Origin of the sequence: Microbacterium sp. AG238, from assembly GCF_003610405.1 — a bacterium.
Lineage (GTDB): Bacteria > Actinomycetota > Actinomycetes > Actinomycetales > Microbacteriaceae > Microbacterium.
The window spans coordinates 512325-534192 of the sequence record NZ_RAQC01000002.1 but is presented as its reverse complement, the minus strand read 5'-3'; the positions used below and the strand labels follow the sequence as shown (position 1 = coordinate 534192).

The following is a 21868-nucleotide window of genomic DNA, read 5'->3' as shown; positions in this document are numbered from 1 at the left end:
TAAGACGTGGCACGCCGCCCTCCCATCGCGTCCGGGCCGTTCCTACCCCGACTCGGACTGATGTTCATCGCCTCGGCACCGTTCGTTAACCTTGTCGAGCGACAATCGCGTCGCCGTGAGTACGGCGTCGTGCTGTCTCCGCAAGAAGGAAAGGTGCTCCGATGCGCGAAGTCTTCCACCAGTCCCTCGAGGACGTCCAGACCCGCCTGGTCGAGATCTCCGAGCTGGTGACCGTCGCGATCGAGAAGGCCACGCGTGCATTCGGCACGAGCGACATCACCCTCGCCGAAGAGGTCATCGACGCGGATGCCGTCATCGACGACAAGGCCATCGCGATCGACGAGCTCGCCATCGAGATCCTCGCGCGTCAGCAGCCGGTCGCCCGCGACCTGCGCATCGTCGTCTCAGCGCTGCGCACGAGCGCGTCGCTGGAGCGCATGGGCGACATCGCCGAGCACATCGCGCAGCTGACGCGCATGCGCTTTCCCGAGCGCGCGATCCCGAAGGGCTTGAAGAGCACCTTCACCAAGATGGGCGAGATCGACGTCGAGGTCGCGCGTACGCTGACCGAGCTGCTGCGCTCCGAGGACCTCGCGCTCGTCGAGACGCTGCGTGGTCTCGACGACCGGCTCGACGACCTCCACCTGAGCGTCTTCGAGAAGGTCCTCAGCGAGAACTGGCAGGGCGAGGCGGCGGCGACCGTCGATGCAACGCTCGCCAGCCGCTACCACGAGCGCTTCGCCGATCACGCAGTGACGGTGGGCAAGCGCGTGGCCTACCTCGCCACGGGCGAATGGCGTCCCGACACCGAAACGATCAACGTCATCGTGAACGAGAACGGTCTCTGACCGACATCCGATCGACGACGAGGGGGCGGTGCCGATCGGCACCGCCCCCTCGTACGTGTCGTGCTTACGCCTTGCCCTGATTGGCCACGGCTGCGGCGCCGGCGGCGGCGGCCTCGGGGTCGAGGTACTCGCCCGGCCCGAGCGGCTTCAGGTTCTCGTCGAGCTTGTAGACCAGCGGGATGCCGGTCGGGATGTTCAGCTCGGCGATGTCGTCGTCGCTGATGCCCTCGAGCTGCTTGACGAGAGCGCGGAGCGAGTTGCCGTGAGCGGTGACGAGCACGGTCTTGCCGTCGCGCAGGTCGGCGGCGATGTCGGACTCCCAGTACGGCAGCAGACGGTCGATGACGAGCTTGAGCGATTCGGTGCGGGGCACCTCGCCGTCGATGCCGACGTAGCGCGGGTCGTTGACCTGGCTGTACTGGTCGTCGTCGGCGAGGGGCGGCGGCGGAACGTCGAACGAGCGGCGCCACAACATGAACTGCTCGTTGCCGAACTCGGCGAGCGTCTGCGCCTTGTCCTTGCCCTGCAGCGCTCCGTAGTGACGCTCGTTCAGGCGCCACGACCGCTTGACCGGGATCCACAGGCGATCGGCGGCGTCGAGCGCGATCTGAGCGGTCTGGATGGCACGGCTGAGGACGGACGTGTAGAGGACGTCGGGCAGCAGGCCGGCCTCGGCGAGCAGCTCACCGCCGCGCTGGGCCTCGGCCTTGCCCTGGTCGGTCAGTCGGACATCGACCCAGCCGGTGAACTGGTTGGACTTGTTCCACTCGCTCTGCCCGTGGCGGAGGAGGATCAGCGTGTACGGCGCACTCATACTCCGAGTCTATCGAGCCGGGGCCTGCGATCATGGGGGCATGGCCCCGGGACATATCGGGCAGGCCACCCGTGGAACCACCAACACGAATCGCCTGCGTCGCGTCGATCGCTGGATCGCGCGGCATCCCGTGCTGCGCCGGTGCGCCGATCCCCTCGTGATCGACCTCGGGTACGGGGCGAGCGGCGTGACGGCGTTCGAGCTCGAGGCACGTCTGCGCCTCGCACGAGCCGACGTCGAGGTCGTCGGACTCGAGATCGATCCCGAGCGCGTCACCCGTGCGCGCGAGCAGCTCGAGGAGGTCCGCGCCGGGCGCACGTCCTTCGCACCGGATGCCCGCGTCGGGTTCGAACGAGGTGGATTCGAGGTGCCCGCGCCGGGCGGGCGCCGACCCGCGATCATCCGCGCCTTCAACGTGTTGCGCCAGTACGACGAGGCGGATGTCGCCGACGCGTGGACGCGGATGACGTCGCGCCTCGCGCCCGACGGGATGCTCGTCGAGGGCACGTGCGACGAGATCGGCCGCGTCAGCACCTGGATCGAGGTGGGACCGGATGCCGCGCCCCGCAGCCTCACCGTCTCACTGCGCCTGTCTGGACTGGACTCGCCCGCCATCGCGGCCGAACGTCTGCCGAAAGCCCTCATCCACCGCAACGTCGTGGGCGAGCGCGTGCACGATCTGCTGGCCCTGCTCGACGACGAGTGGCGCCGGGCCGCGCCGGCATCCGCTTTCGGTCCCGTTCAGCGGTGGCGTTCCGCTCTGGGCGCGATGGCCGACCGCGGATTCGACCTTGGCGACCGCTCACGGTGGCGTTTGGGCGAGTTCACGGTTCCCTGGAGTGCGGTCGCGCCGCGCTGAGCCCGGGCGCCGAGCGCCGCGATGTCAGCCTTCGTGCCAGTCGGCCGCGTCGCGCCGAGCGGCAGCGCGGCGGGCCACGGCGACGGCGGCCTCGTAGCCATCCTCGGGGTAGGAGACGAGGTGATCGGTCGCGAGTGCGTGCAGACGGACATTCCATTGCGCCGACGCCGCTGCAGCGTCGATCGCTTCACGGCCCGATTCACCGAGCATCACGAACGCCCGGCTGAGGCTCTGCTGGAGGTCGTCCGGGCCGACTCCGAAGTGGGCGGCCAGCTCCGATGCGAGGGCGGCACGCTCGGCCTCGGGGGCGAGCCCCGCCGCCGTGCGCCACGCGGTCCGTGCGACAGCGGTGTCGTCGTCGTGCAGGAGCTCCCGCGTGATCGCGGGCCAGGCCCGCGGGTCGCGGATCTTCGAGAGCGTGTGGAGCGCCTGGGCACGCGCCTGCGGCGACGCCGATCCGAGCTCGGGCAGCACCGTCTCGAGGGTCGTGTCGCGGTCTTGTCGGGTCAGCGCCCAGGTGAGGGTCTCGCGCACGGTGAAGTCGGGCTCGTGGGCGCACTGCTCCACGAGAACCGGAACGTATTCGGGGCGGGGATACGTTCCGGCAGCCATCGCACTGCGGACCCGCTCGGACCCGTCGGCTGATCCCAGTGCGCGGCGCAGCAGATCGGCGGCAGTCGGCGTGTTCTCGCTGGTCATGTCACATTCCTCCCCCTCCATCGAACACGTTCGCCGGCCCGCGGGCTCCGTGCGCGTCGATTTCACAACGCCGTCCCAGGTGGGACCGTGCGTGGCTTCGTCGGCGCCGCAATCAGGCTGGCCGCGACGATGGGCCGGTTGCAGCGACCGACGCACGAGCGCAGCCTGTTCGCGGCGCACAAGCCTGCGGCTCCATGCTTCGGTGCTCACGTCCCTCGCGGGCGACAGCGACCGGTCGCACGTCCGCTCCATTCGGTCGCGAGCCCGTTCCGGCGACAGGCTGAATGCGGCCCGGTGCACGGTTCGGCAAGCACGGCGCAAGTACAGCCTGTCGACGGCACCGTCCTCGGCGCTGAGCGGCGAGCCGTGGCGGCCGTGAGGCAGCGCCTCACGTGCGAGCGATACGGGCTCAGATGCGCGGCATCGTCGCGCGGGCCTCGGCCTGCGGCATCCCCGCGGCCGTCAGCAGATCGACCACGAGCGGACGCAGGGCGGTGATGACGTTCTGGTCTCCGAGCGAGGAACCGGGCGCCAGAGTCGTCGGGTCGAGGCGGGTCGCGACCGCGAGCAGCGACTCGCGCGCGGCGGGTTCGAGCGCGATGTCGTCGATCGACCTTCCCAGCAGGTCGGCCGCGCGCGAGATCTGGGCGAGCAGGTCGGCGGCGATCGGGCGCGGTTGGCGGTCTTCGAGGGCGTAGACGACACGGCGGGCGATGACCCGGAGGTTGCGCGTGGCCAGGTCGAGCGAGGCCCGCATGCGGTCCTGACGCTGCAGCTCCTCGCGCTGACGCCGGAGGAACGGCGAGATGCGGGCGACGGCGAGGCCCGAGTCGAGCGATGTCGTCCAATCGTCGACGAGCGGTTGTAGCGCCCGCGCCTTCTCGAGCCCCCGGTCGGCTCGGACCCGGTCGCCGCGGCGCAGTGCTTGGATGACGGCCGCGGCAGCGCCCTCGAACCCGGCGAACAGGGCCCGGCCCGCGCGCGAGACCTCACGCAGCGGTCGGCGCGGCAGCAGGGCCGTCGCGAGCAGCGCGGCGACCGCACCGACCGAGCCGTCGACGAGACGGAGGAACGGCATGCTCCCCGGAATCGCGATGACGATCACCGACTGGATCGCGGCGGAGATCGCAAAGCTCGGCTGCGCCGAGAGCAGCCTCGCGGTGAGCAGCGTCGCAGCGAGGGCCAGGGCGAGCTGCCAGGTGCCCGAACCGACGGCGAGCACGATGAGCTCCGACACCAGCACACCGACCAGCATCCCGATCACCGTCTCGAGCACGCGCCGCGGCCGGGCGTCGCGGACGAGCCCGAGGCTCGAGATGGTCACGGTCGCGGCGAGCAGGGGTGACGGGTGCCCCAGGACGAGGTGCGCGAACGCATAGGCCGCGGATGCCGCGACGACGATCTGCACGATGGCCGGAGCCGAGTCGCGGGCGCGTTCGAAACCCCGCCGTGGGCGCACGCGAGCCCGCCAGCCGGTCGCGATGGGCGCAGTGACGGCGGGCGGCTCATCGGGACGCTCGGGCGCCACGTCAGGTGCGGCGGCTCAGACGGGGCAGCCGCGGCGGTGCGGCGGTGCGGCCGGCGTCGGGCGGAACGACGACTTCCTGGACCGCCGCGACCGTCTCGTCACCGGCATCGACGATGAGGTCGGCGTCGACCGGCACCGAGCGCTTCACGATGGCGAGGGCGATGGGCCCCTGCTCGAAGTGCCGCGCGGCCGAGGTGACCCGCCCCACCTCGTCGCCGTCGCGGCGCACGATCGCGCCGGGTTCGGGAAGCACCGCGTCGCTGCCGTCGAGCTGCAACGCCACGAGGCGACGGGGAGGATGCCCCAGGTTGTGCACCTTCGCCACCGTCTCCTGGCCGCGGTAGCAGCCCTTCGACAGATGGACGGCGGTGCGGAGCCAGTCGACCTCGTGGGGAAGCGTCATGCCGTCGGCCTCCGTGGTCGCGCGCGGCCGCCACGCGGCGATGCGCAGGGCGTCGGCCGCCCATCGTCCGGCGACGCGGCGGCGTCCCGCGACGGCGTCGTCGGCGAGCCGGCGGAGTTCGCCGCGGTCGAGGACCGCCTCGGCCCAGTCACGTCCGGCCGCGGGATGGCCCTCGTCCGCCGCGTATCCCCATCCACCGATGGAAACCTCCGGCCATGGGTCGCGCCACACGACGGACGACGTCAGGTCGGCGACCGCGGCCGCCGTTCCGCCGACGACGGCGGTATCGCCGGACCGGTCGGTCACCTCGACGCGCAAGCGGAACCGCATACGCGTGAGCCAGGTGACGAGCCCGTCGAGACGCTCGGCATCGGTGATGAGCCAGGTCGTCTCGCCGTCGTCGACGACGGATGCCGCGTGCTCGACGTGACCCTGCGGGTCGAGCACGAGCAGCTCGGTGCTCTCGCCCGGGAGAAGCCGCGTCAGTGCCTGCGAGGTCAGCGAGTCGAGCCAGCCGAGACGGTCGGGGCCGGCGACGGTCACCACCGCGCGATCGCCCAGCGGCGCGACGGCACCGCCGCTGTCGAGAAGCTGTTGCTCACGCATCGGATTGCCGATGTGCAGGAGTCCGAGTTCGTCGCACACGGCCCCGTCGACGTCGGCGAAGGTCGCGCCGTCGCCCGACATCACTCGGCCTTGGCCAGGCGGGCCGACGCGTGTGAGGCGAGCTCGCCTCCGAGGGCGGCGATGTCCCAGGCCCACAGGAGGTGCCCGTCGACGAGGCCGTACATGCGCGTGGCTGCGGTGTACTCCTTCGCCCCCGCGGTGCGCACGACCGCGTCGGTGGCGAGGTCGATGCGCGGACCGCGGACCTGCCCGAGGTACAGCTCGCTCACGCCGTCGGAGTGGACGAGCGCGACCTCGAGGTCGAAACCGCCTTCGTCGTTGCGGAGCGCCTCGACATCGTCGACGGTCCGCTCGCGCGCGGGAGCGGATGCCGGCAACAGGCCCGGTCCGGCGTCCTCGGCCGCGGCTGGTCGCGCGACTCGCCAATATCCGGTCTCGGCCACGAGCGGACGGATACGCGCACCACTGTCGTCGATCAGCCAGGCGTTGGCGGAGTAGTTCAGATAGTCGCCGCCGTCGTGACTGAAGCTCACCTGGTGCGCGAACTCGCCGGTGAGATGGCCGTCGGCCGTCTCGTAGTCGATGACGCCAGAGCCCTCCCAGACTCCGAGCAGCCACGACAGCGGAACGAGGTCCGCCGGCAGGTCGGTGGGCAGCTCGAGCACGGTGTCAGCGCTGGCCGCGGTAGAGGTTCTTCACGACGACGCCCGACACGAAGACGATGGCGAGCGACGCCAGTCCGAGCAGGCCCACGTAGAAGATTTCAAGCGCGAGGAGATCCATGCCTCTACTCTATGCCCGCACGGGCCGTCCGCGCCCGTGGAAAGGGGCCGTCGTGCCCGCCGCGTTCACGCGCCGACGAGTGACGACAGCCCGAATCCGATGCCGATGAACCCCATGACGAACAGCGCACCGAGCACGCTGACCGCCACGCGCTCGATGAATCCCCGCACGCGCCCGAGCACCAGCTGGATCACGAACGCCAGGACGAGGCAGCCGCCCAGGGCCACCGGCATCCACATCGCACGCTCGTCGACCGGCGCGAGAACCCCCACCAGGATGGCCGCGACAGCGGCGGCGATCCAGACGGCGACGACTCCGGCAACGGTGCGCGGCGGTGCGAGATCGGGCGTGGTCACCGTCCCATTGTGGCCCACGGTGTCGCCCTGCGCGACGCTGCGCACAGCCCGCGCCCAGCGAACGCCTAAGATGAGTGCACGTCCCGGCCGCTCCCGGAGGAATCCCCGTTGGCACAGCTTCTCGTTCTGAGTTCCACGCACGGCGGTGGTCTCGCGCTCCCGGCGCTCGAGCTGCTCAGCCACCGGGTCCGGCAGATCCCCGCCGAACCCGCCCAGCTCGTCAACGCCCCCAGCGCCGAGGTGGTCTTCGTCGACGCGCGTCACGACCTCGTCGGCGCGAAGTCGCTGTGCAAGATCCTGGGCAGCACGGGTATCGATGCACCTCTCGTGCTCATCGTCACCGAGGGCGGCCTCACCGCCGTGTCCACCGACTGGGGCATCGACGACGTCATCCTCGTCACAGCCGGCCCCGCCGAGATCGACGCCCGCATCCGCCTCGCGATCGGACGCGTGAGCAAAGAAGCGGTGTCGAGCCGCATCCAGACCTCCGGCATCACGATCGACGAGTCGTCGTACTCGGCCAAGGTGCACGGGCGGCCCCTCGACCTGACGTACAAGGAGTTCCAGCTGCTGCACTTCTTCGCGACGCACCCCTCACGGGTCTTCACGCGTGAGCAGCTGCTGAGCGAGGTGTGGGGCTACGACTACTTCGGCGGCACCCGCACGGTCGACGTTCACGTGCGGCGTCTGCGCGCGAAACTCGGCGATCTCGAACAGCTGATCGGCACCGTGCGCAACGTGGGCTACCGCTTCAACGTCTATGAGGACGAGCCGGTTCCCGCCGGCGGCGACTCCGCGCAGAGCTGACTCTCCGTCTCGTTCACCGGCAGGACACGCAGGACTGCCATGATGAGGGGATGATCGACACCGAGGCTCTGGACTCCGGTCTGGGCGACGCCGACGACGACGACTTCGACCCGGCCGTCGAAGACGTCGACGCACAGCTGCCCGACCACCGCTACACCGACCGTGAGATCAGCTGGCTCGCGTTCAACCAGCGCGTGCTCGAGCTCGCCGAAGACCCGACTCTGCCGGTGCTCGAGCGAGCCAACTTCCTCGCGATCTTCGCCAGCAACCTCGACGAGTTCTTCATGGTGCGCGTCGCCGGGCTCAAGCGGCGCATCGTGACGGGTCTCGCCGTCCCCACCAACGTCGGGCGAGCTCCGCAGGAGGTGCTCTCCGACATCTCCGCCGATGCGCACGCGCTGCAGCTACGTCACGCGAGCGCGTGGGGAGACATGATCCAGCCGGCGCTCCGGGATGCCGGCATCGAGATCGTCGGATGGGACGACCTCGACGAGTCCGAGCGCGGACGCCTGTACGACTACTTCCAGGCGCAGGTGTTCCCCGTCCTCATGCCCCTGGCCGTCGACCCGGCGCACCCCTTCCCCTACATCTCGGGCCTGTCGCTGAACCTCGCTATCCGGATCCGCAACGCCAAGACCGGACGACAGGAATTCGCGCGCCTCAAGGTGCCGCCGATGCTCCCCCGGTTCGTGGAGCTCAACACCGGCACCTCGGTCAAGCGCTACCTGCCGCTCGAGGACCTGATCGCCAACAACCTCGAAGACCTCTTCCCCGGCATGGAGATCCTCGAGCATCACACCTTCCGACTCACGCGCAACGAAGACGTCGTGATCGAGGAGGACGAGACCGAGAACCTGATCCAGGCGCTCGAGGCCGAGCTGCTCCGGCGTCGCTTCGGCCCGCCGATCCGGCTCGAAGTGACCGAGGATATGGACGACGTCACGCTCGACCTCCTGCTCGGCGAGCTCGACATCACCGATCAGGAGGTGTACCGCCTGCCGGGGCTGCTCGACCTGCGCGGCCTCTTCGACCTCGCCCGCATCGACCGTCCCGAGCTGCGGTACAAGCCGCACGTTCCCACGACGGCGACCGCGTTCCAGCCCGCCGAGCAGAACGGGCGCACCGACTTCTTCGGCGCCATCCGTGCCGGCGACGTGCTCGTGCACCACCCGTACGAGTCGTTCACGACGAGCGTCGTCGCGTTCCTCGAGCAGGCGGCGCGTGATCCTCACGTGCTCGCCATCAAGCAGACGCTCTACCGCACGTCGGGCGACAGCCCCATCGTGCAGGCGCTGATCGACGCCGCCGAGCGCGGCAAGCAGGTGCTCGCTCTCGTCGAGGTGAAGGCCCGTTTCGACGAAGCCGCGAACATCGTCTGGGCCCGCAAGCTCGAGAAGGCCGGTGTCCACGTCGTCTACGGCCTCGTCGGGCTGAAGACGCACTGCAAGCTGCTGCACGTCATCCGCGAAGAAGACGGCGCCCTGCGCAGCTACAGTCACATCGGCACGGGCAACTACAACCCCAAGACGAGCCGCCTCTACGAGGACTTCGGACTGTTCACGAGCGACGAGCAGGTCGGACGAGACCTGACGCGACTGTTCAACGAGCTCAGCGGCTACGCGATCGAGAAGAAGTTCAAGCGCCTGCTGGTGGCCCCCCTCCATCTGCGCAAGGGCCTGCTGCGCCACATCGACGCCGAGCGACGCAACGCGCTCGAGGGCAAGCCCGCCCACATCCGCATCAAGGTCAACTCGATGGTCGACGAGCAGATCATCGACGCCCTCTACCGGGCGAGCCAGGCCGGGGTGCGGGTGGACGTCTGGGTGCGCGGTATCTGCTCGCTCCGCACCGATCTTCCGGGCGTGACCGACAACATCACGGTGCGCTCGATCCTGGGACGCTACCTCGAGCACTCGCGCATCTTCACGTTCCACAACGCCGGCGACACCATCGCCTACATCGGCAGCGCTGACATGATGCACCGCAACCTCGACCGCCGTGTCGAGGCGCTCGTCCGGGTCGTCGCGCCCGCGCACGTCAAAGAGCTGACGACGCTGTTCGACCTCGCGATGAGCGACGCGACCAGCTCGTGGCATCTCGGCGAGGGCGGCGTCTGGACGCGCCATGCGTTCGACGACGATGGCAAGCCGCTCGCCGACCTGCAGGACCGCACGATGGCGCATGTGCAGCGGCGTCGCCGGGCGCGCGCGGTGCGATGACCGACACCGCGGTGTACGCGGCCGGTGGCGTGGTCTGGCGGTGGATCGACGGCAAGGTCAAGGTGCTGATCATCCACCGCACCAAGTACCGCGACCTGACGCTTCCGAAGGGAAAGGTCGACCCCGGTGAGATGCTCGCCGAGACCGCCGTGCGCGAGATCCGGGAAGAGACCGGCATCTCGGTCCGGCTCGGGCCGCCCGTCGGTGTGTCGAGGTACCACCTGCCGAGCAAGAAGCAGAAGATCGTGCACTACTGGGCGGCGGAAGCGACCGACCTGGCCATCCGGATGTCGACGTTCGTGCCGAACAAGGAGATCGCGGCGCTGGAGTGGATGGGCCTCAAGAAGGCCCGCAAGGCGCTGAGCTACCCCGTCGACGTCGAGATCCTCGACGAGTTCGTGCGGCTGGTCGACGAGCGCGCCATCGACACGTTCCCCCTCATCGCTCTGCGCCACGCGAAGGCCGTGCCCCGCGAGGACTGGGACCGCGAGGATGCGGCGCGGCCGTTGTCGGCCCGCGGCAAGAAGCAGGCGCACGCCATCGTCGGCCCGCTCCTCGCCTTCGGCGTCCGCCGCATCGTCTCCTCCGATGCGCGCCGCTGCGTGCGGACCGTGACGCCGCTGGCGGCGGCGATCAGCCGACGCATCGACACCTCGCACCACCTCTCGCAGGACGCATGGGAGAACGGCCGGGCCGATGTCCGGTCGGTCATCGGCGACCGTGTGCGTGCCAGGAAACCCGTCGTGCTCTGCTCCCACGGCCCCGTGCTGCCCGACCTGCTGAACGAGATGGCGCTGGCCACCGGAACCCTGCGCGGGTCCTACCTCGGCAGTGCCTCGGCGCTCGAGACCGGTGCGTTCTCGGTCGTGCACCTGCCGCGCGAGAACCCGGGTTCGGGGATCGTCGCGATCGAAACGCACATGCCGAAGGTGTGATCTCGCACGCGACACCGCGGCGGCACCCGCTGCGAGGCCCGTCGTTCCGCGGTTCATGAGCGTCGTTCACCTTCTGTTCACCCCCAGAGCGCACTCTCGTAAGGGACGGTGTCTACCGTTCGGGACGAACCTGCACCGGGTTCTCGTCATCAACATGCGAAGGATTCACACAGTGAAGCTCTCCCGACTCGCCCAGCTGGGCGCCGTGGCCGCCGTGGCCTCTCTTGCCCTCGCCGGCTGCGCTGCAAACGAAAGCGCTGCGCCCGGCGCCGGCTCGAGCGACTCCTCGGCCCCCTCCCTCGAGGGCAACCTCGTCGGCGGCGGCGCCTCGTCGCAGGAAGTCGCCGTCCAGGCCTGGACCCAGGGCCTGCAGACCGCGAACCCCGGTCTCACGATCGACTACGACCCCTCCGGCTCGGGCACGGGACGCGAGTCGTTCCAGGCCGGCGCCGTGCAGTTCGCCGGCTCGGACCGCGCGTTCAAGACCGACGAGATCACTGCCGGCCCGTTCGAGGCATGCGCCGCCGACTCAGACCTCGTCGAGCTCCCGACCTACATCTCGCCGATCGCCGTCGTCTTCAACATCGACGGTGTCGACTCGCTGAACCTCGACGCCGACACGCTCGCGAAGATCTTCGCCGGCCAGATCACGACGTGGAACGACCCGGCGATCGCGGCCCTGAACGAGGGCGTCGAGCTGCCGGCGACGGCGATCACGCCGGTGCACCGCTCCGACAAGTCGGGCACCACGGGCAACTTCACCGACTACCTCGGCAAGACCGCGCCGGATGTCTGGACCGCCGGTTCGGTCGAGGAGTGGCCGGCCCTCGGCGGCGAGGCCGCTCAGGGAACGTCGGGCGTCATCTCGGCCGTCGAGGGCGGCCAGGGCACCATCGGCTACGCCGACGCCTCGCGCGCCGGGAACCTCGGCACCGTCGCGATCAAGGTCGGCGACGAGTTCGTCGAGTACTCCCCCGAGGCCGCGGCGGCGATCGTCGACGCATCGCCCGAGGAAGAGGGCCGCGCTGCGACCGACATCGCGATCAAGCTCGACCGCACGAGCACCGAGGCCGGTGTCTACCCCATCGTCCTCGTGAGCTACCTCATCGGCTGCGCCGAGTACAAGGACGCCGCGACCGCTGAGATGGTCAAGGGCTTCTTCAGCTACGCCGCGAGCGCCGAGGGTCAGGACGCCGCGGCATCCGCTGCCGGCTCGGCCCCCATCTCGGAGACCCTGCGCACGCAGGTCACCGAGGCCATCGAGGCCATCAAGTAAGACGCTCCGGGTGCCCGGTCCGGTTTCGCCGGACCGGGCACCTCGCGCGGTTCCCGTCCGTCGCACAGAATCGAAGCCATGACCACCACACCCGAGGTCACCCGCACCGGAGCCCCGAGGGCCAAGACCCGAGCGGGCGACCGCTGGTTCTCCGGCACGGCGCTCTTCGCCGGCTCGATGATCCTCGTGACCCTCGCTGCGGTCGCGATCTTCCTGGTCATCCAGTCGCTGCCCGCTTTCGTCGCCACCAACGAAGACGCCTCGATCCTGCCCGACAACTTCTGGTCGTACGTCGGGCCGCTCGTCTTCGGCACCGTCTGGGCAGCCGCGCTGGCGCTGCTCATGGCCGTGCCGCTGTCGCTCGGCGTCGCGCTCTTCATCTCGCACTACGCCCCGCGCAAGCTCGCTCAGGCCCTCGGCTACGTCGTCGACCTGCTCGCGGCCGTCCCCTCCGTGGTCTTCGGCCTCTGGGGCATCGGCGTCCTGGCACCGGCCGTGCAGCCCGTCTACAGCTGGTTCGTCGACAACGTGGGCTGGTTCCCGCTCTTCAACGGCCCCGTCTCCAGCACGGGTCGCACGATTTTCACGGCATCCGTCGTCCTCGCCGTCATGGTCACCCCGATCATCACCGCGATCTGCCGTGAGATCTTCCTGCAGACGCCGACCCTGCACGAGGAGGCCGCCCTGGCCCTCGGGTCGACGCGCTGGGAGATGATCCGGATGGCCGTCTTCCCCTTCGCCCGCAGCGGCATCGTCTCGGCCGCCATGCTCGGCCTCGGCCGTGCGCTCGGCGAGACCATGGCCGTCGCCATGGTGCTCTCGGTGTCGGGCGGCGTCACGTTCGCGCTCTTCACCTCGGGCAATCCCTCGACGATCGCGGCGAACATCGCACTCACCTTCCCCGAGGCCTACGGGACGAACGTCAACGTCCTCATCGCCACGGGCCTCATCCTCTTCGTCGTCACCTTCGCGGTGAACGCGGTCGCGCGCTACATCGTGAGCCGCCGCAAGGAATTCTCGGGGGCCAACTGACATGACCGCGACTCTGACTCCCCCGAGCACGTCGGCGCGCAGCGCTTCGACAGGCCTCACAACCGGCCACCTGCCGAGGTGGGCGCCCTGGGCGATCCTCGGAGCCTCCCTGGTCGTCGTGGGCGTCTTCTTCGGCGTGATCGCTGCCGCCTCGGGCGACGCTCTCAATGTGCCCGGCTGGCTCATCCTGTCGGCGGTGGCCTACCTCGTGCTCATCACGGCGGTCTCCGCCGCCGTCGAGGGCCGCCGCAAGTCGGTCGACCGCCTCGTGACCGGCGTCGTCACGGTGGCGTTCCTCATCGCCATGGTGCCGCTGGTCTCCGTCGCGTTCACCGTCATCACGCTGGGCGCCCCCAGCTGGAGCGGCGAGTTCTTCAGCTCGTCGATGCGCAACGTCGTCGGCGAGGGTGGCGGTGCGCTCCACGCCATCATGGGCACGGTCCTGATCACGCTCGCCGCCGCGGTCATCTCGATCCCGATCGGCATCTTCACCGCGATCTACCTCATCGAGTACGGGCAGGGGAAGCGTCTCGCGCAGGGCATCACGTTCCTCGTCGACGTGATGACGGGCATCCCCTCCATCGTGGCCGGCCTCTTCGCCTACGCCCTGTTCGCGCTGTTCCTCGGCCCCGGCATCCGCCTCGGCATCATGGGGTCGGTGGCGCTCGCGGTGCTGATGATCCCCGTGGTCGTGCGCTCGACCGAAGAGATGCTGCGCCTCGTCCCCAACGAGCTGCGCGAGGCTTCGTTCGCACTCGGCGTGCCCAAGTGGCTCACGATCGCCAAGGTGGTGCTGCCCACCGCCATCGCGGGCATCACGACCGGCGTCATGCTCTCGATCTCGCGCGTCATCGGCGAGACCGCCCCGCTGCTGATCACCGCCGGCTTCACGGCATCCATGAACTACGACCTCTTCAACGGTCGTATGCAGACCCTGCCGGTCTTCACCTACACCCAGTACATGAACCAGGGCATTCCCGCCGAGGCCTTCGTCGGCCGCGCGTGGGCGTCCGCCCTGACCCTCATCGTCATCGTGATGCTGTTGAACCTCGTGGCGCGCCTGATCGCCAAGTTCTTCGCACCCAAGACCGGCCGCTGACCCGAAAGAAGAATCTCCGTGTCCAAGAGCATCGAAGTCAACGACCTCAACGTCTACTACGGCGACTTCCTCGCCGTCGAGGGCGTCTCCCTCGACATCGAACCCCGCAGCGTCACCGCCTTCATCGGCCCCTCGGGCTGCGGCAAGTCGACGTTCCTCCGCACCCTGAACCGCATGCACGAGGTGATCCCCGGCGCGCGCGTCGAGGGCAGCGTGCTGCTCGACGGCGACGACCTCTACGGACCGGGCGTCGACCCGGTGCTCGTGCGGCGCCAGGTCGGCATGGTGTTCCAGCGGCCGAACCCCTTCCCCACGATGTCGATCCGCGAGAACGTGCTGGCAGGCGTCAAGCTCAACAACCGTCGCATCTCGAAGTCGGACGCCGATGCCCTCGTCGAGAAGTCGCTGCGCGGCGCCAACCTCTGGAACGAGGTCAAGGACCGTCTCGACAAGCCCGGCTCGGGACTCTCGGGCGGACAGCAGCAGCGTCTGTGCATCGCGCGGGCCATCGCCGTCTCACCCGATGTGCTTCTCATGGACGAGCCCTGCTCGGCCCTCGATCCGATCTCGACGTTCGCGATCGAGGAGCTCATCCAGGAGCTCAAGAGCGACTACACGGTCGTCATCGTCACGCACAACATGCAGCAGGCCTCGCGCGTCAGCGACAAGACCGCGTTCTTCAACATCGCCGGAACGGGCAAGCCCGGCAAGCTCATCGAGTACGACGACACGACCTCGATCTTCACCACCCCGTCCGTTCAGGCCACCGAGGACTACGTCTCCGGCCGCTTCGGGTGAGCCGCGCCCGGCTCGCTGTGGGCCGGGATGCGAGGAATCGTGCGCGACGCGCCGGTGCGAGGGCTCCTCGCCCGGCGCGTCGCCGTTTCGGCATTGCATCCCGGCGCGCGTGGGGCTGGCGGTGGCCCGGTGGCTCGGGTAGGTGGGCCAGCGAGGCGGGCCGGCCCGGGGGAACCGGGGGGGTCGGGCCTGTTGGGACGGGTCGGGCCGACCGGGGGCGAAGGCCGGCTCGGACTCTGCCGAGCCCGCTGCCCTCCGTGCCGGGATGCAAGGGATCGAGGCCGACACCCCGATGAGGATGCCGCCCCTGCGGGGTGTCGCACGGCATCTCTTGCATCGCGGAACACGCATCGCCCAGCCCCACCCACCCCACCAATAGACCGAACGGCCCACCCGGCCGGACGCCTCTCCGGCGGTGGCAGTACGCGGATGCAAGGGATCGAAGCCGACACCCCGGTGAGGATGCCGCTCCCGCGGGGTGTCGCACCGCAACCCTTGCATCGCGGACCGCGCCGCACCCGACTGACCGTTCCTCCCCGTCTCGGAGGACGAGACCGCGGTGCACAGATCGTCGATGATCTCCCGTCAGCCAGGCGCGGGCGGGTCACGGTGAAGAGATGTGCGAGTCGCGATCGATCTTCACCACGCGGGAACTCCGCGCCGACGGCCTGAGGCGTCGCGAGATGGCGGCTGCACTCGACACCGGCAGGCTCAGCCGCATCCGAATCGGCGTGTACGCCTCGCCGGGTGCCTGCCCTTCGGCCCGAGCGATCGCGGCGCACGGCGGCTCGATGGCATGCGTCACGGCCGCCCGCCACCACGGGCTCTGGACGCTCGCCGATGACGACGAACCGCACGTGTGGCTCAAGACCGGCCAGCGCGCGCATCACGGCTCGGCGTGCGGGTGCGTCGAGCATTGGGACCGTGACCTGCGCCCCACGGCATCCGGTGCTCTTCCGCTCCGACAGGTGCTGCGCCAGATCCTCGGATGCCGCGGCCCCGAGCATTTCTTCGTCACGCTCGAGTCGGCCCTGCGACAGCGCCGTCTCACGACGGCCGACCTGCGGTGGCTCCGCATGCACACCAATGCCCGCGGCCGAGAGGCGCTTCAGCTCGCCCGGGCGGATGCCGACAGCGGGCTCGAATCGCTCCTGCGGTGGCGTCTGCGCACACTCGGACTACGGGTGCGAACCCAGGTGTCGATCTTCGGGGTCGGAGTCGTCGACGCCCTCATCGGCGACCGGCTCATCGTGGAGCTCGACGGCCGCGAGAATCGCCACAGCGAGGCGAAGCGCCACAAAGACCTCATGCGCGATGCGAATGCGGCGACATGGGGATACGTGACGCTGCGCTTCGACTACGCGCTGGTCATCCACGACTGGGAGCTCGTCGAGTCAGCCATCCTCGGAGCCCTGCGAACGCACCCGAGCCTGCGGCTTGCAGCATCCGTTTGAACCGCGATTCGCCGCACCCGGATGCAATGGTTCGTCGCCGACACCCCGACGACGCCTGCCATTCTCCGGCGCGCCGCGCACGATCCCTTGCCTCGCGGGCCACCGCTAAGGCACCGCCACCCGCGGCGCCTCAGTCGCGGGGTGAGAGCAGGTAGGAGTTGAGGGATGCCGTGACCTCGGCGTCCACCGCCAGCGCCGCGCCGTCGAGTTCGATGATGGGGGCCGCGAGCCGCACGCTCGACACCAACCACGCGGCATCCGCTCGCCGCAGCTCATCGACCGGGATCGTCTCGTACGCCGTCTCGAAACCACGCTCGGCAAGGTGGTCGAACAGGCTCAGCTGCGTGGTGCCGTGCAGGATGCCGCCGTTGGGTGCCGGCGTGATGAATGTGTCGCCACGTCGCAGGATGAGCGATGCCGTCGGGGCTTCGAGCACGTACCCGTCGGAGCTGAGGAAGATCGCGTCGTCGGCGCCGCGCCGGTGCGCCTCGCGCAGGGCGGCCATGTTCACCGCGTAAGACAGGGTCTTCGCTCCCAGCAACAGCCACGGAGCGCGTGCCGGGGCGTCGATGGCGTAGCCGCGGTCGAGGGTCACGACGCGGATGCCGTCGGTGCGCGCCGCCGTGAAGTCCGCGGCCGCCGCTGCGGTCGCCCACGCCGTCGGGGTCGGTCCGTGCTCGATTCCGCGGCTCAGGATCAGCTTGACGACGCCTTCGCCCGGGCCGCATTCGGATGCCGCGATCGCCACGGCCTCCCGCCACTGGGCGAGGTTCGGCGCCGGCAGGTCGCAGAGCTCGGCGGAGTGCGCGAGTCGCTCCAGATGCGCCTCGACTTCCTGGGGGTGCCCGCCCACGACCCCGATCGACTCGAAAATCCCATCGCCGCGCTGGGTGCTGAGCTCCCCCACCGTCAACGCCGGGGCCGCGGGGTCGACCGAGGTGAAGGTCGACGCGAAGTCCGACCGGGTCTCATCCGCCGCGAGCGGGTCGATCATCAGCGCGAAACGCAGTGCCATGCGCCGAGCCTACGACGCGCCCGGTGCCGGGATGCACGACATCCGGCCCGACACCCCGATATGGATGCCGCTTCCCCGGCGCGTCGCCCACCATCCCTTGCATCGCGGCCCGCCCGACCCGCCGCGACGACCCCCGCCCCTTACCGGTCGGGCGCCGAACATGTTCACCCCGGGAATGCCCCCGGCCGAGGCTCCGTTAGACTGTAAGTGCCGGGCCGCAGTAACCCCGGGCTCCATCTTCAGCCGCTGCGAGCGGCCACGCGCCGAGAGGCGTTCTGCGGCCCGGCACTTCGCTTTTCCGGGGTCTTCTCGCGCTCGAGTAGCAGCCGCCGAGGACCGGGAATCGCGGCGCACACCGAACGCGCGCGACGTGAGAGACCGCCTCGAAGCCGGTTCGCCCCCGCTCCGCGCCCGCCGCGGCTCAGGGCTTCGCCCCCCACGGCACGAGACTTCGTCCGCGCGGCCTCAGCTCAGCGCTTCACGCCGCCACAGCCCGGCGCACGAACCGAGGTCGTCGGCGTACGTACTCAGGCGCAGCGCTCGCGCGGTGAGCACCGAGGACCGATCGGGCTCACTGACATCATGGTCGTCGGCCACCGAGGTCGCCCCCGCCGCCTGCACCCGGCAGAACGATGCGGCGCGTTCGAGCGCCACCGCGAAGTCGCCGCGGAACACGCCCCGCATGATCGTGTCGATGAGCGCCACCAGCTCCTCCGGGCCGGCGGGCGTCGGGGCTCCCGCGATCACCTCGTCGGCCGAACGAAGCACAACCCGTCCGCGTTCGTAGAGAAGCGCAGCGGTGCGCGGGTCGCGGTGGATCATCAGTTGCAGCAGGTAGAGCCGCCAGAGCGCTCCCGGCAGCGACTTCGCGGGCGAGCGCGACCACAGCTCGGCGACGGTATCGATGCCGTGTTCGGCCGTGAAGCCCACGAGGCGGTCGACGACGGCGTCACTCGGGTCTTCGCGCACGCGCGACAGCAGGGCTCCCGCGGTCGCGTGGGCGACGCGCGAGACCTCCGCCGGATCTTCACCGGCGAAGTGCCGGTCGAACTCGTCGGCGGGTCGCCGAACGGGCTTGTGGTAGTCCCGGGATCCGTCCGTCATCATTCCAGGCTAAGCGAGAGCGGCATCCCTCCGGCGCTGTTCCACACAAGCCGGAGGACGACGAAACGGCCGGCCCGAAGAGGGCCGGCCGTTTCGCTGCCGGATAACGGGGTCGGGCAGTCAGGCGCTCGTCGGGATCGCGACGATCGGGTCGGTGGTAGGCAGGCCGCTCGGCGACCCGCCGCTCTGCTCGATGGTGAGCGCGATGACGTCTTCGGGCTGCATGTCGCCCTCGAGCAGCATTGCGGCCGAGCCATCGCTCGATTCGAACGCCCCGGCCGGGATCGGCGCGCTGCCGCGGACGAACCACGCCTCGTATGACTGGTCGTCGTCGATCTCGGGCAGGCCATCGGCGACGAGCACGACACCGTCGACACTCGGCGACCAGTGGACCGTGGCCTCACCGCCGTCGCCGAGCTGCGCGGTGCTCGACTGCGCGTCGTCGGAGCGCTCGATCTGTGCGAGCACGCTTTCGGCGGACGGCGCCCGCATGTCCTGGGTCAGCGCGCCGACGCCCCAACCGATGCCCACGAGGAGCGCGATCGACGCCGTCAGCGCGAAAAGGCTGCGCGTCCAGTTGCGACGCTGCACGGTCTGAAGTTCTTCTGTCGCCGGAGAGCCGACGGAGTAGCCGGATGCCGCGGCACGCGGGTCGTCGTCGTGCAGCTCGTCGGCGGGGTCCGCGACGTCGTCCTCGCGAGACGACGGCTGCTCCGCGACTGGCTCCGCGACCGGCGCGCCGATCTGGGCGAGCAGGCTGGCCCGCAGGGCGGGCGGAGGAGCCACATCGGCGACGCCTTCGGAAAGCAGCGCCGCAGCCGCGGCATCCGCTTCGACGAGCGGCATCCACTCGGGGTGCGCCTCGAGGGCTTCGCGGTAGGCGAGCTCGTCGTCAGGCGACAGCGCTCCGAGCGCGTACCCTGCCGAAAGCTCGGCGAATGTCTGTTCGTTCACGATGTCACCCCCATTGCACTACGGAGCTTGGTCAATCCGTCACGCATCCGTGTCTTGATCGTTCCGAGCGGCGCTCCCACCAGCGCTGCGATTTCGCTCTGACTGTAACCCCCGTAGTAGGCGAGGGTGATGGCCTCTCGTTGCGCCTCGGGTAGAGAGCTGAGAGCCCGAGCGACGCGCCGTCCTTCGATGCGCAGCTCCACCTGTTCGGCGACACCTTCGGGCTGTGTCGCCATCTCTCGGTAGCCCGCACGCACATCGCGATCGCTGCTCGCCTGCGACGACCGAACCCGGTCTACCGCTCGGCGGTGGGCGATCGTGAGAACCCACGATCTTCCTTGCCCCTTCTTCGGAGCGAACGTCGAAGCGGATTGCCACACCTCGAGGAAGACCTCCTGGAGCACTTCCTCGCTCTGCGCGCGGTCGACGAGCACGCGGAGGATGAGCCCGAAGACCCGCCCCGACAGCGTGTCGTACAGGCTGGCGAAAGCACTGTGGTCACCGTCGGCGCAGCGCTGGATCAGCTCCGCGACGTGATCCGTCGACGGCCCGTCGTCGGGCACGTCCATTCCATCTATGACCATCGCTACCAGCATGCCGCATCCCCGGCCCGTTCCCGGATGCAGCGCCGACCTGTTATGCGTTCTCTACCTGGCGCGCCGCGCGGCCGAGAGCATCCGTCTCAGCTCGCTTCCTATAAGAGGGGTGCTTCGGATGCCTGAAAACTCGGTTTCAAAGTTTCTCGAACTTTTTCCGATCCGATCCCCGAGGGTCTCCGAAGAACCCTCGACGCCGGGGACGGACCTACGGCGGAGAACACACGGAGGCAATCATGCTCAGCACCAAGAAGAAGTTCACTGCTGCCCTGGCCCTCGGCTTCGCCGGAGCCCTCGCCCTTTCGGCCTGCTCGTCGGGCTCGGGCGACAACATGACCGAGGAGACCGAGGCCCCCTCGTCGTCGGCCGCCCCGATGGAGTCGGCTTCGCCCGACGCCTCGATGGACCCGGCCGCCAACCTCGTCGGCCCCGGCTGCGCCGACTACGCCGCCGCCGTTCCGGACGGCTCGGGTTCGGTTGCCGGCATGGCGCAGGACCCGGTGGCCACCGCGGCGTCGAACAACCCGCTGCTCACCACCCTCGTCGCCGCCGTCAGCGGACAGCTCAACCCTGACGTCAACCTCGTCGACACGCTGAACGGTGACGAGTTCACCGTCTTCGCTCCCGTCGACGACGCGTTCGCCAAGATCGACCCCGCCACCATCGAGTCGCTGAAGACCGACTCGGCGACGCTGACGTCGATCCTCACCTACCACGTCGTGCCCGGCCAGATCGCGCCCGACGAGATCGACGGCACCCACACCACCGTCAACGGTGCCGACCTGACCGTCACCGGCTCGGGCGACAACATCATGGTCAACGACAGCGCCGCGGTCATCTGCGGTGGCGTCACGACGGCCAACGCAACGGTCTACCTCATCGACACGGTGCTGATGCCCCCGATGTGACCCGAACAGCCGCGGTGAGGGGTTCCCGCGGCACGGCCTCGGTATCTCCGTGGCCGAGGCGAAGCCGCCGGTGCGAGCACACCGGCGGCTTTGTCGTGCCCGGACGGATGTCGGCGGGTCGGATGTCGGCGGTTCGAGCCCTCCCCCGCGGCTACTAAGCTGGGAAGCTCAGGGCCTCTAGCTCAGTCGGTAGAGCATCGGACTTTTAATCCGCGGGTCGTGGGTTCGAGCCCCACGGGGCCCACCCTGAAGCAGCGTCGGAAGCCCTGGTTTTCCGGCGCTGGAGCGACCGCGAATCAGTTCGTGGCAACAGGATCACAACACTTCTGATGGCTGATTCTCGGCGCTCGCGGGCTCAACGAACCGCGCCGCGACCGTGGCAACGGACCGCAAAGGTGCGTCGGAGCTAGGTGATCGTCGAGTCGCTGGCCGACGAAGCGCGTCGACTCCGCGTCCGTACGCCGCTCTCCGAAGCGGTGAGAACGTTTGCGACGACAGACGCGTCGGCGGCTCGCGCCAACGCGTCGGCGACGTTGTCGATGTCACCACCGAACAAATCGGCGTACGTGTCGAGCGTCACCGCCGCTGAAGCGTGGTCGAGCATTCGCTGGACCGCCTCCACGTTAGCGCTGGCGCTGATCGCGATCGACGCTGCTGCCTGGCGCAGGTCATGAGGTGGGAAGCTGACGATCGGCGGCATCGAGTGCATCGTCCTTGAAGTTCCCTTCGTTCACGGTCCCGGTGGCGAACAGTT

General features: G+C 69.5%; 22 protein-coding genes and 1 tRNA gene. 12 read left to right on the top strand and 11 right to left on the bottom strand.

Annotated elements, in window-relative coordinates; genetic code table 11:
* Positions 1–161 precede the first annotated feature (161 nt).
* Positions 162–848 (top strand): phosphate signaling complex protein PhoU, encoded by a 687-nt coding sequence (gene phoU, locus DEU36_RS14130; protein ID WP_120264953.1) that lies wholly within the window; start codon positions 162–164, stop codon positions 846–848.
* Positions 849–912: 64 nt separating this feature from the next.
* Here the strand turns inward: phoU and DEU36_RS14125 are convergent, their stop codons facing one another.
* Positions 913–1662: a phosphoglyceromutase gene (locus DEU36_RS14125; RefSeq protein ID WP_120264952.1), complete on the bottom strand. Its 750-nt coding sequence runs from the start codon at positions 1660–1662 to the stop codon at positions 913–915.
* A gap of 40 nt (positions 1663–1702) precedes the next feature.
* On the opposite strand from DEU36_RS14125, the gene DEU36_RS14120 reads away from it, so the two are divergent.
* Positions 1703–2521: a class I SAM-dependent methyltransferase gene (locus DEU36_RS14120; protein WP_120264951.1), complete on the top strand. Its 819-nt coding sequence runs from the start codon at positions 1703–1705 to the stop codon at positions 2519–2521.
* A 24-nt stretch (positions 2522–2545) separates the two neighbouring features.
* On the opposite strand, the gene DEU36_RS14115 is transcribed toward DEU36_RS14120, so the two are convergent.
* The 5 genes from DEU36_RS14115 to DEU36_RS14095 form a co-directional block, all read right to left on the bottom strand.
* Positions 2546–3220: a HEAT repeat domain-containing protein gene (locus tag DEU36_RS14115; RefSeq protein WP_120264950.1), complete on the bottom strand. Its 675-nt coding sequence runs from the start codon at positions 3218–3220 to the stop codon at positions 2546–2548.
* 409 nt (positions 3221–3629) lie between these two features.
* Positions 3630–4748 (bottom strand): FUSC family protein, encoded by a 1119-nt coding sequence (locus DEU36_RS14110; RefSeq protein WP_183045408.1) that lies wholly within the window; start codon positions 4746–4748, stop codon positions 3630–3632.
* 1 nt (position 4749) lies between these two features.
* The gene (locus DEU36_RS14105; RefSeq protein WP_120264949.1) at positions 4750–5838 is read right to left on the bottom strand and encodes a folate-binding protein YgfZ; all 1089 of its coding nucleotides are present in this window, start codon (positions 5836–5838) and stop codon (positions 4750–4752) included.
* On the bottom strand, positions 5838–6443 hold the full coding sequence (locus DEU36_RS14100) for an FABP family protein (RefSeq protein WP_120264948.1): 606 nt from the start codon (positions 6441–6443) through the stop codon (positions 5838–5840). The genes DEU36_RS14105 and DEU36_RS14100 overlap by 1 nt, the downstream gene beginning before the upstream one ends.
* A 183-nt stretch (positions 6444–6626) precedes the next feature.
* Positions 6627–6917 carry a hypothetical protein gene (locus tag DEU36_RS14095; RefSeq protein WP_120265182.1) on the bottom strand — a complete coding sequence of 97 codons (291 nt, stop codon included), beginning with the start codon at positions 6915–6917 and terminating at the stop codon, positions 6627–6629.
* 108 nt (positions 6918–7025) lie between these two features.
* On the opposite strand from DEU36_RS14095, the gene DEU36_RS14090 reads away from it, so the two are divergent.
* The 8 genes from DEU36_RS14090 (at position 7026) to DEU36_RS14055 (ending at position 16537) form a co-directional block, all read left to right on the top strand.
* A complete protein-coding gene (locus DEU36_RS14090; protein ID WP_120264947.1) occupies positions 7026–7724 on the top strand; it encodes a response regulator transcription factor in 699 nt (232 codons plus the stop codon).
* Between the two features lie 50 nt (positions 7725–7774).
* Positions 7775–9943, top strand: coding sequence for an RNA degradosome polyphosphate kinase (locus DEU36_RS14085; protein WP_120264946.1), 2169 nt, complete (start codon positions 7775–7777; stop codon positions 9941–9943).
* On the top strand, positions 9940–10878 hold the full coding sequence (locus DEU36_RS14080; protein ID WP_120264945.1) for an NUDIX domain-containing protein: 939 nt from the start codon (positions 9940–9942) through the stop codon (positions 10876–10878). The genes DEU36_RS14085 and DEU36_RS14080 overlap by 4 nt, the downstream gene beginning before the upstream one ends.
* Before the next feature lie 172 nt (positions 10879–11050).
* Positions 11051–12154 carry a phosphate ABC transporter substrate-binding protein PstS gene (pstS, locus tag DEU36_RS14075; protein ID WP_120264944.1) on the top strand — a complete coding sequence of 368 codons (1104 nt, stop codon included), beginning with the start codon at positions 11051–11053 and terminating at the stop codon, positions 12152–12154.
* Between the two features lie 78 nt (positions 12155–12232).
* A complete protein-coding gene (pstC, locus tag DEU36_RS14070) occupies positions 12233–13186 on the top strand; it encodes a phosphate ABC transporter permease subunit PstC (RefSeq protein WP_120264943.1) in 954 nt (317 codons plus the stop codon).
* A 1-nt stretch (position 13187) separates the two neighbouring features.
* Positions 13188–14285 (top strand): phosphate ABC transporter permease PstA, encoded by a 1098-nt coding sequence (pstA, locus tag DEU36_RS14065; RefSeq protein WP_120264942.1) that lies wholly within the window; start codon positions 13188–13190, stop codon positions 14283–14285.
* Between the two features lie 18 nt (positions 14286–14303).
* Positions 14304–15083, top strand: a complete 780-nt coding sequence (gene pstB / locus DEU36_RS14060) for a phosphate ABC transporter ATP-binding protein PstB (RefSeq protein WP_023954907.1) — start codon at positions 14304–14306, stop codon at positions 15081–15083.
* Positions 15084–15700: 617 nt separating this feature from the next.
* A complete protein-coding gene (locus DEU36_RS14055) occupies positions 15701–16537 on the top strand; it encodes a DUF559 domain-containing protein (protein WP_120264941.1) in 837 nt (278 codons plus the stop codon).
* A 130-nt stretch (positions 16538–16667) separates the two neighbouring features.
* Here the strand turns inward: DEU36_RS14055 and DEU36_RS14050 are convergent, their stop codons facing one another.
* From DEU36_RS14050 to sigK, 4 genes are all read right to left on the bottom strand, one after another.
* Entirely contained in the window at positions 16668–17552 is an 885-nt protein-coding gene (locus DEU36_RS14050) for an aminodeoxychorismate lyase (RefSeq protein ID WP_120264940.1), read from the bottom strand.
* 465 nt (positions 17553–18017) lie between these two features.
* A complete protein-coding gene (locus tag DEU36_RS14045; protein ID WP_120265181.1) occupies positions 18018–18656 on the bottom strand; it encodes a DNA-directed RNA polymerase subunit beta in 639 nt (212 codons plus the stop codon).
* 120 nt (positions 18657–18776) lie between these two features.
* Positions 18777–19610, bottom strand: coding sequence for an anti-sigma factor domain-containing protein (locus DEU36_RS14040; protein WP_120264939.1), 834 nt, complete (start codon positions 19608–19610; stop codon positions 18777–18779).
* Positions 19607–20206 carry an ECF RNA polymerase sigma factor SigK gene (gene sigK, locus DEU36_RS14035; protein WP_181574216.1) on the bottom strand — a complete coding sequence of 200 codons (600 nt, stop codon included), beginning with the start codon at positions 20204–20206 and terminating at the stop codon, positions 19607–19609. Before sigK ends, DEU36_RS14040 begins: the two co-directional genes overlap by 4 nt.
* Positions 20207–20442: 236 nt before the next feature.
* Between sigK and DEU36_RS14030 the strand changes: the two genes are divergently transcribed.
* Positions 20443–21114, top strand: coding sequence for a fasciclin domain-containing protein (locus DEU36_RS14030; RefSeq protein ID WP_120264938.1), 672 nt, complete (start codon positions 20443–20445; stop codon positions 21112–21114).
* Between the two features lie 171 nt (positions 21115–21285).
* Positions 21286–21358: transfer RNA gene (locus DEU36_RS14025), tRNA-Lys, on the top strand.
* A 162-nt stretch (positions 21359–21520) separates the two neighbouring features.
* Here the strand turns inward: DEU36_RS14025 and DEU36_RS16350 are convergent.
* The gene (locus DEU36_RS16350) at positions 21521–21814 is read right to left on the bottom strand and encodes a tyrosine-type recombinase/integrase (RefSeq protein WP_396652167.1); all 294 of its coding nucleotides are present in this window, start codon (positions 21812–21814) and stop codon (positions 21521–21523) included.
* Positions 21815–21868: the final 54 nt, after the last annotated feature.

Coding starts and splice junctions, on each gene's coding strand:
- phoU (WP_120264953.1), top strand. CDS start 162: ATGCGCGAAGTCTTCCACCAGTCCCTCGAGGACGTCCAGACCCGCCTG.
- DEU36_RS14125 (WP_120264952.1), bottom strand. CDS start 1,662: ATGAGTGCGCCGTACACGCTGATCCTCCTCCGCCACGGGCAGAGCGAG.
- DEU36_RS14120 (WP_120264951.1), top strand. CDS start 1,703: ATGGCCCCGGGACATATCGGGCAGGCCACCCGTGGAACCACCAACACG.
- DEU36_RS14115 (WP_120264950.1), bottom strand. CDS start 3,220: ATGACCAGCGAGAACACGCCGACTGCCGCCGATCTGCTGCGCCGCGCA.
- DEU36_RS14105 (WP_120264949.1), bottom strand. CDS start 5,838: ATGTCGGGCGACGGCGCGACCTTCGCCGACGTCGACGGGGCCGTGTGC.
- DEU36_RS14085 (WP_120264946.1), top strand. CDS start 7,775: ATGATCGACACCGAGGCTCTGGACTCCGGTCTGGGCGACGCCGACGAC.
- DEU36_RS14080 (WP_120264945.1), top strand. CDS start 9,940: ATGACCGACACCGCGGTGTACGCGGCCGGTGGCGTGGTCTGGCGGTGG.
- pstC (WP_120264943.1), top strand. CDS start 12,233: ATGACCACCACACCCGAGGTCACCCGCACCGGAGCCCCGAGGGCCAAG.
- pstA (WP_120264942.1), top strand. CDS start 13,188: ATGACCGCGACTCTGACTCCCCCGAGCACGTCGGCGCGCAGCGCTTCG.
- DEU36_RS14055 (WP_120264941.1), top strand. CDS start 15,701: ATGTGCGAGTCGCGATCGATCTTCACCACGCGGGAACTCCGCGCCGAC.
- DEU36_RS14050 (WP_120264940.1), bottom strand. CDS start 17,552: ATGGCACTGCGTTTCGCGCTGATGATCGACCCGCTCGCGGCGGATGAG.
- DEU36_RS14045 (WP_120265181.1), bottom strand. CDS start 18,656: ATGACGGACGGATCCCGGGACTACCACAAGCCCGTTCGGCGACCCGCC.
- sigK (WP_181574216.1), bottom strand. CDS start 20,206: ATGCTGGTAGCGATGGTCATAGATGGAATGGACGTGCCCGACGACGGG.
- DEU36_RS14030 (WP_120264938.1), top strand. CDS start 20,443: ATGCTCAGCACCAAGAAGAAGTTCACTGCTGCCCTGGCCCTCGGCTTC.
- DEU36_RS16350 (WP_396652167.1), bottom strand. CDS start 21,814: ATGCCGCCGATCGTCAGCTTCCCACCTCATGACCTGCGCCAGGCAGCA.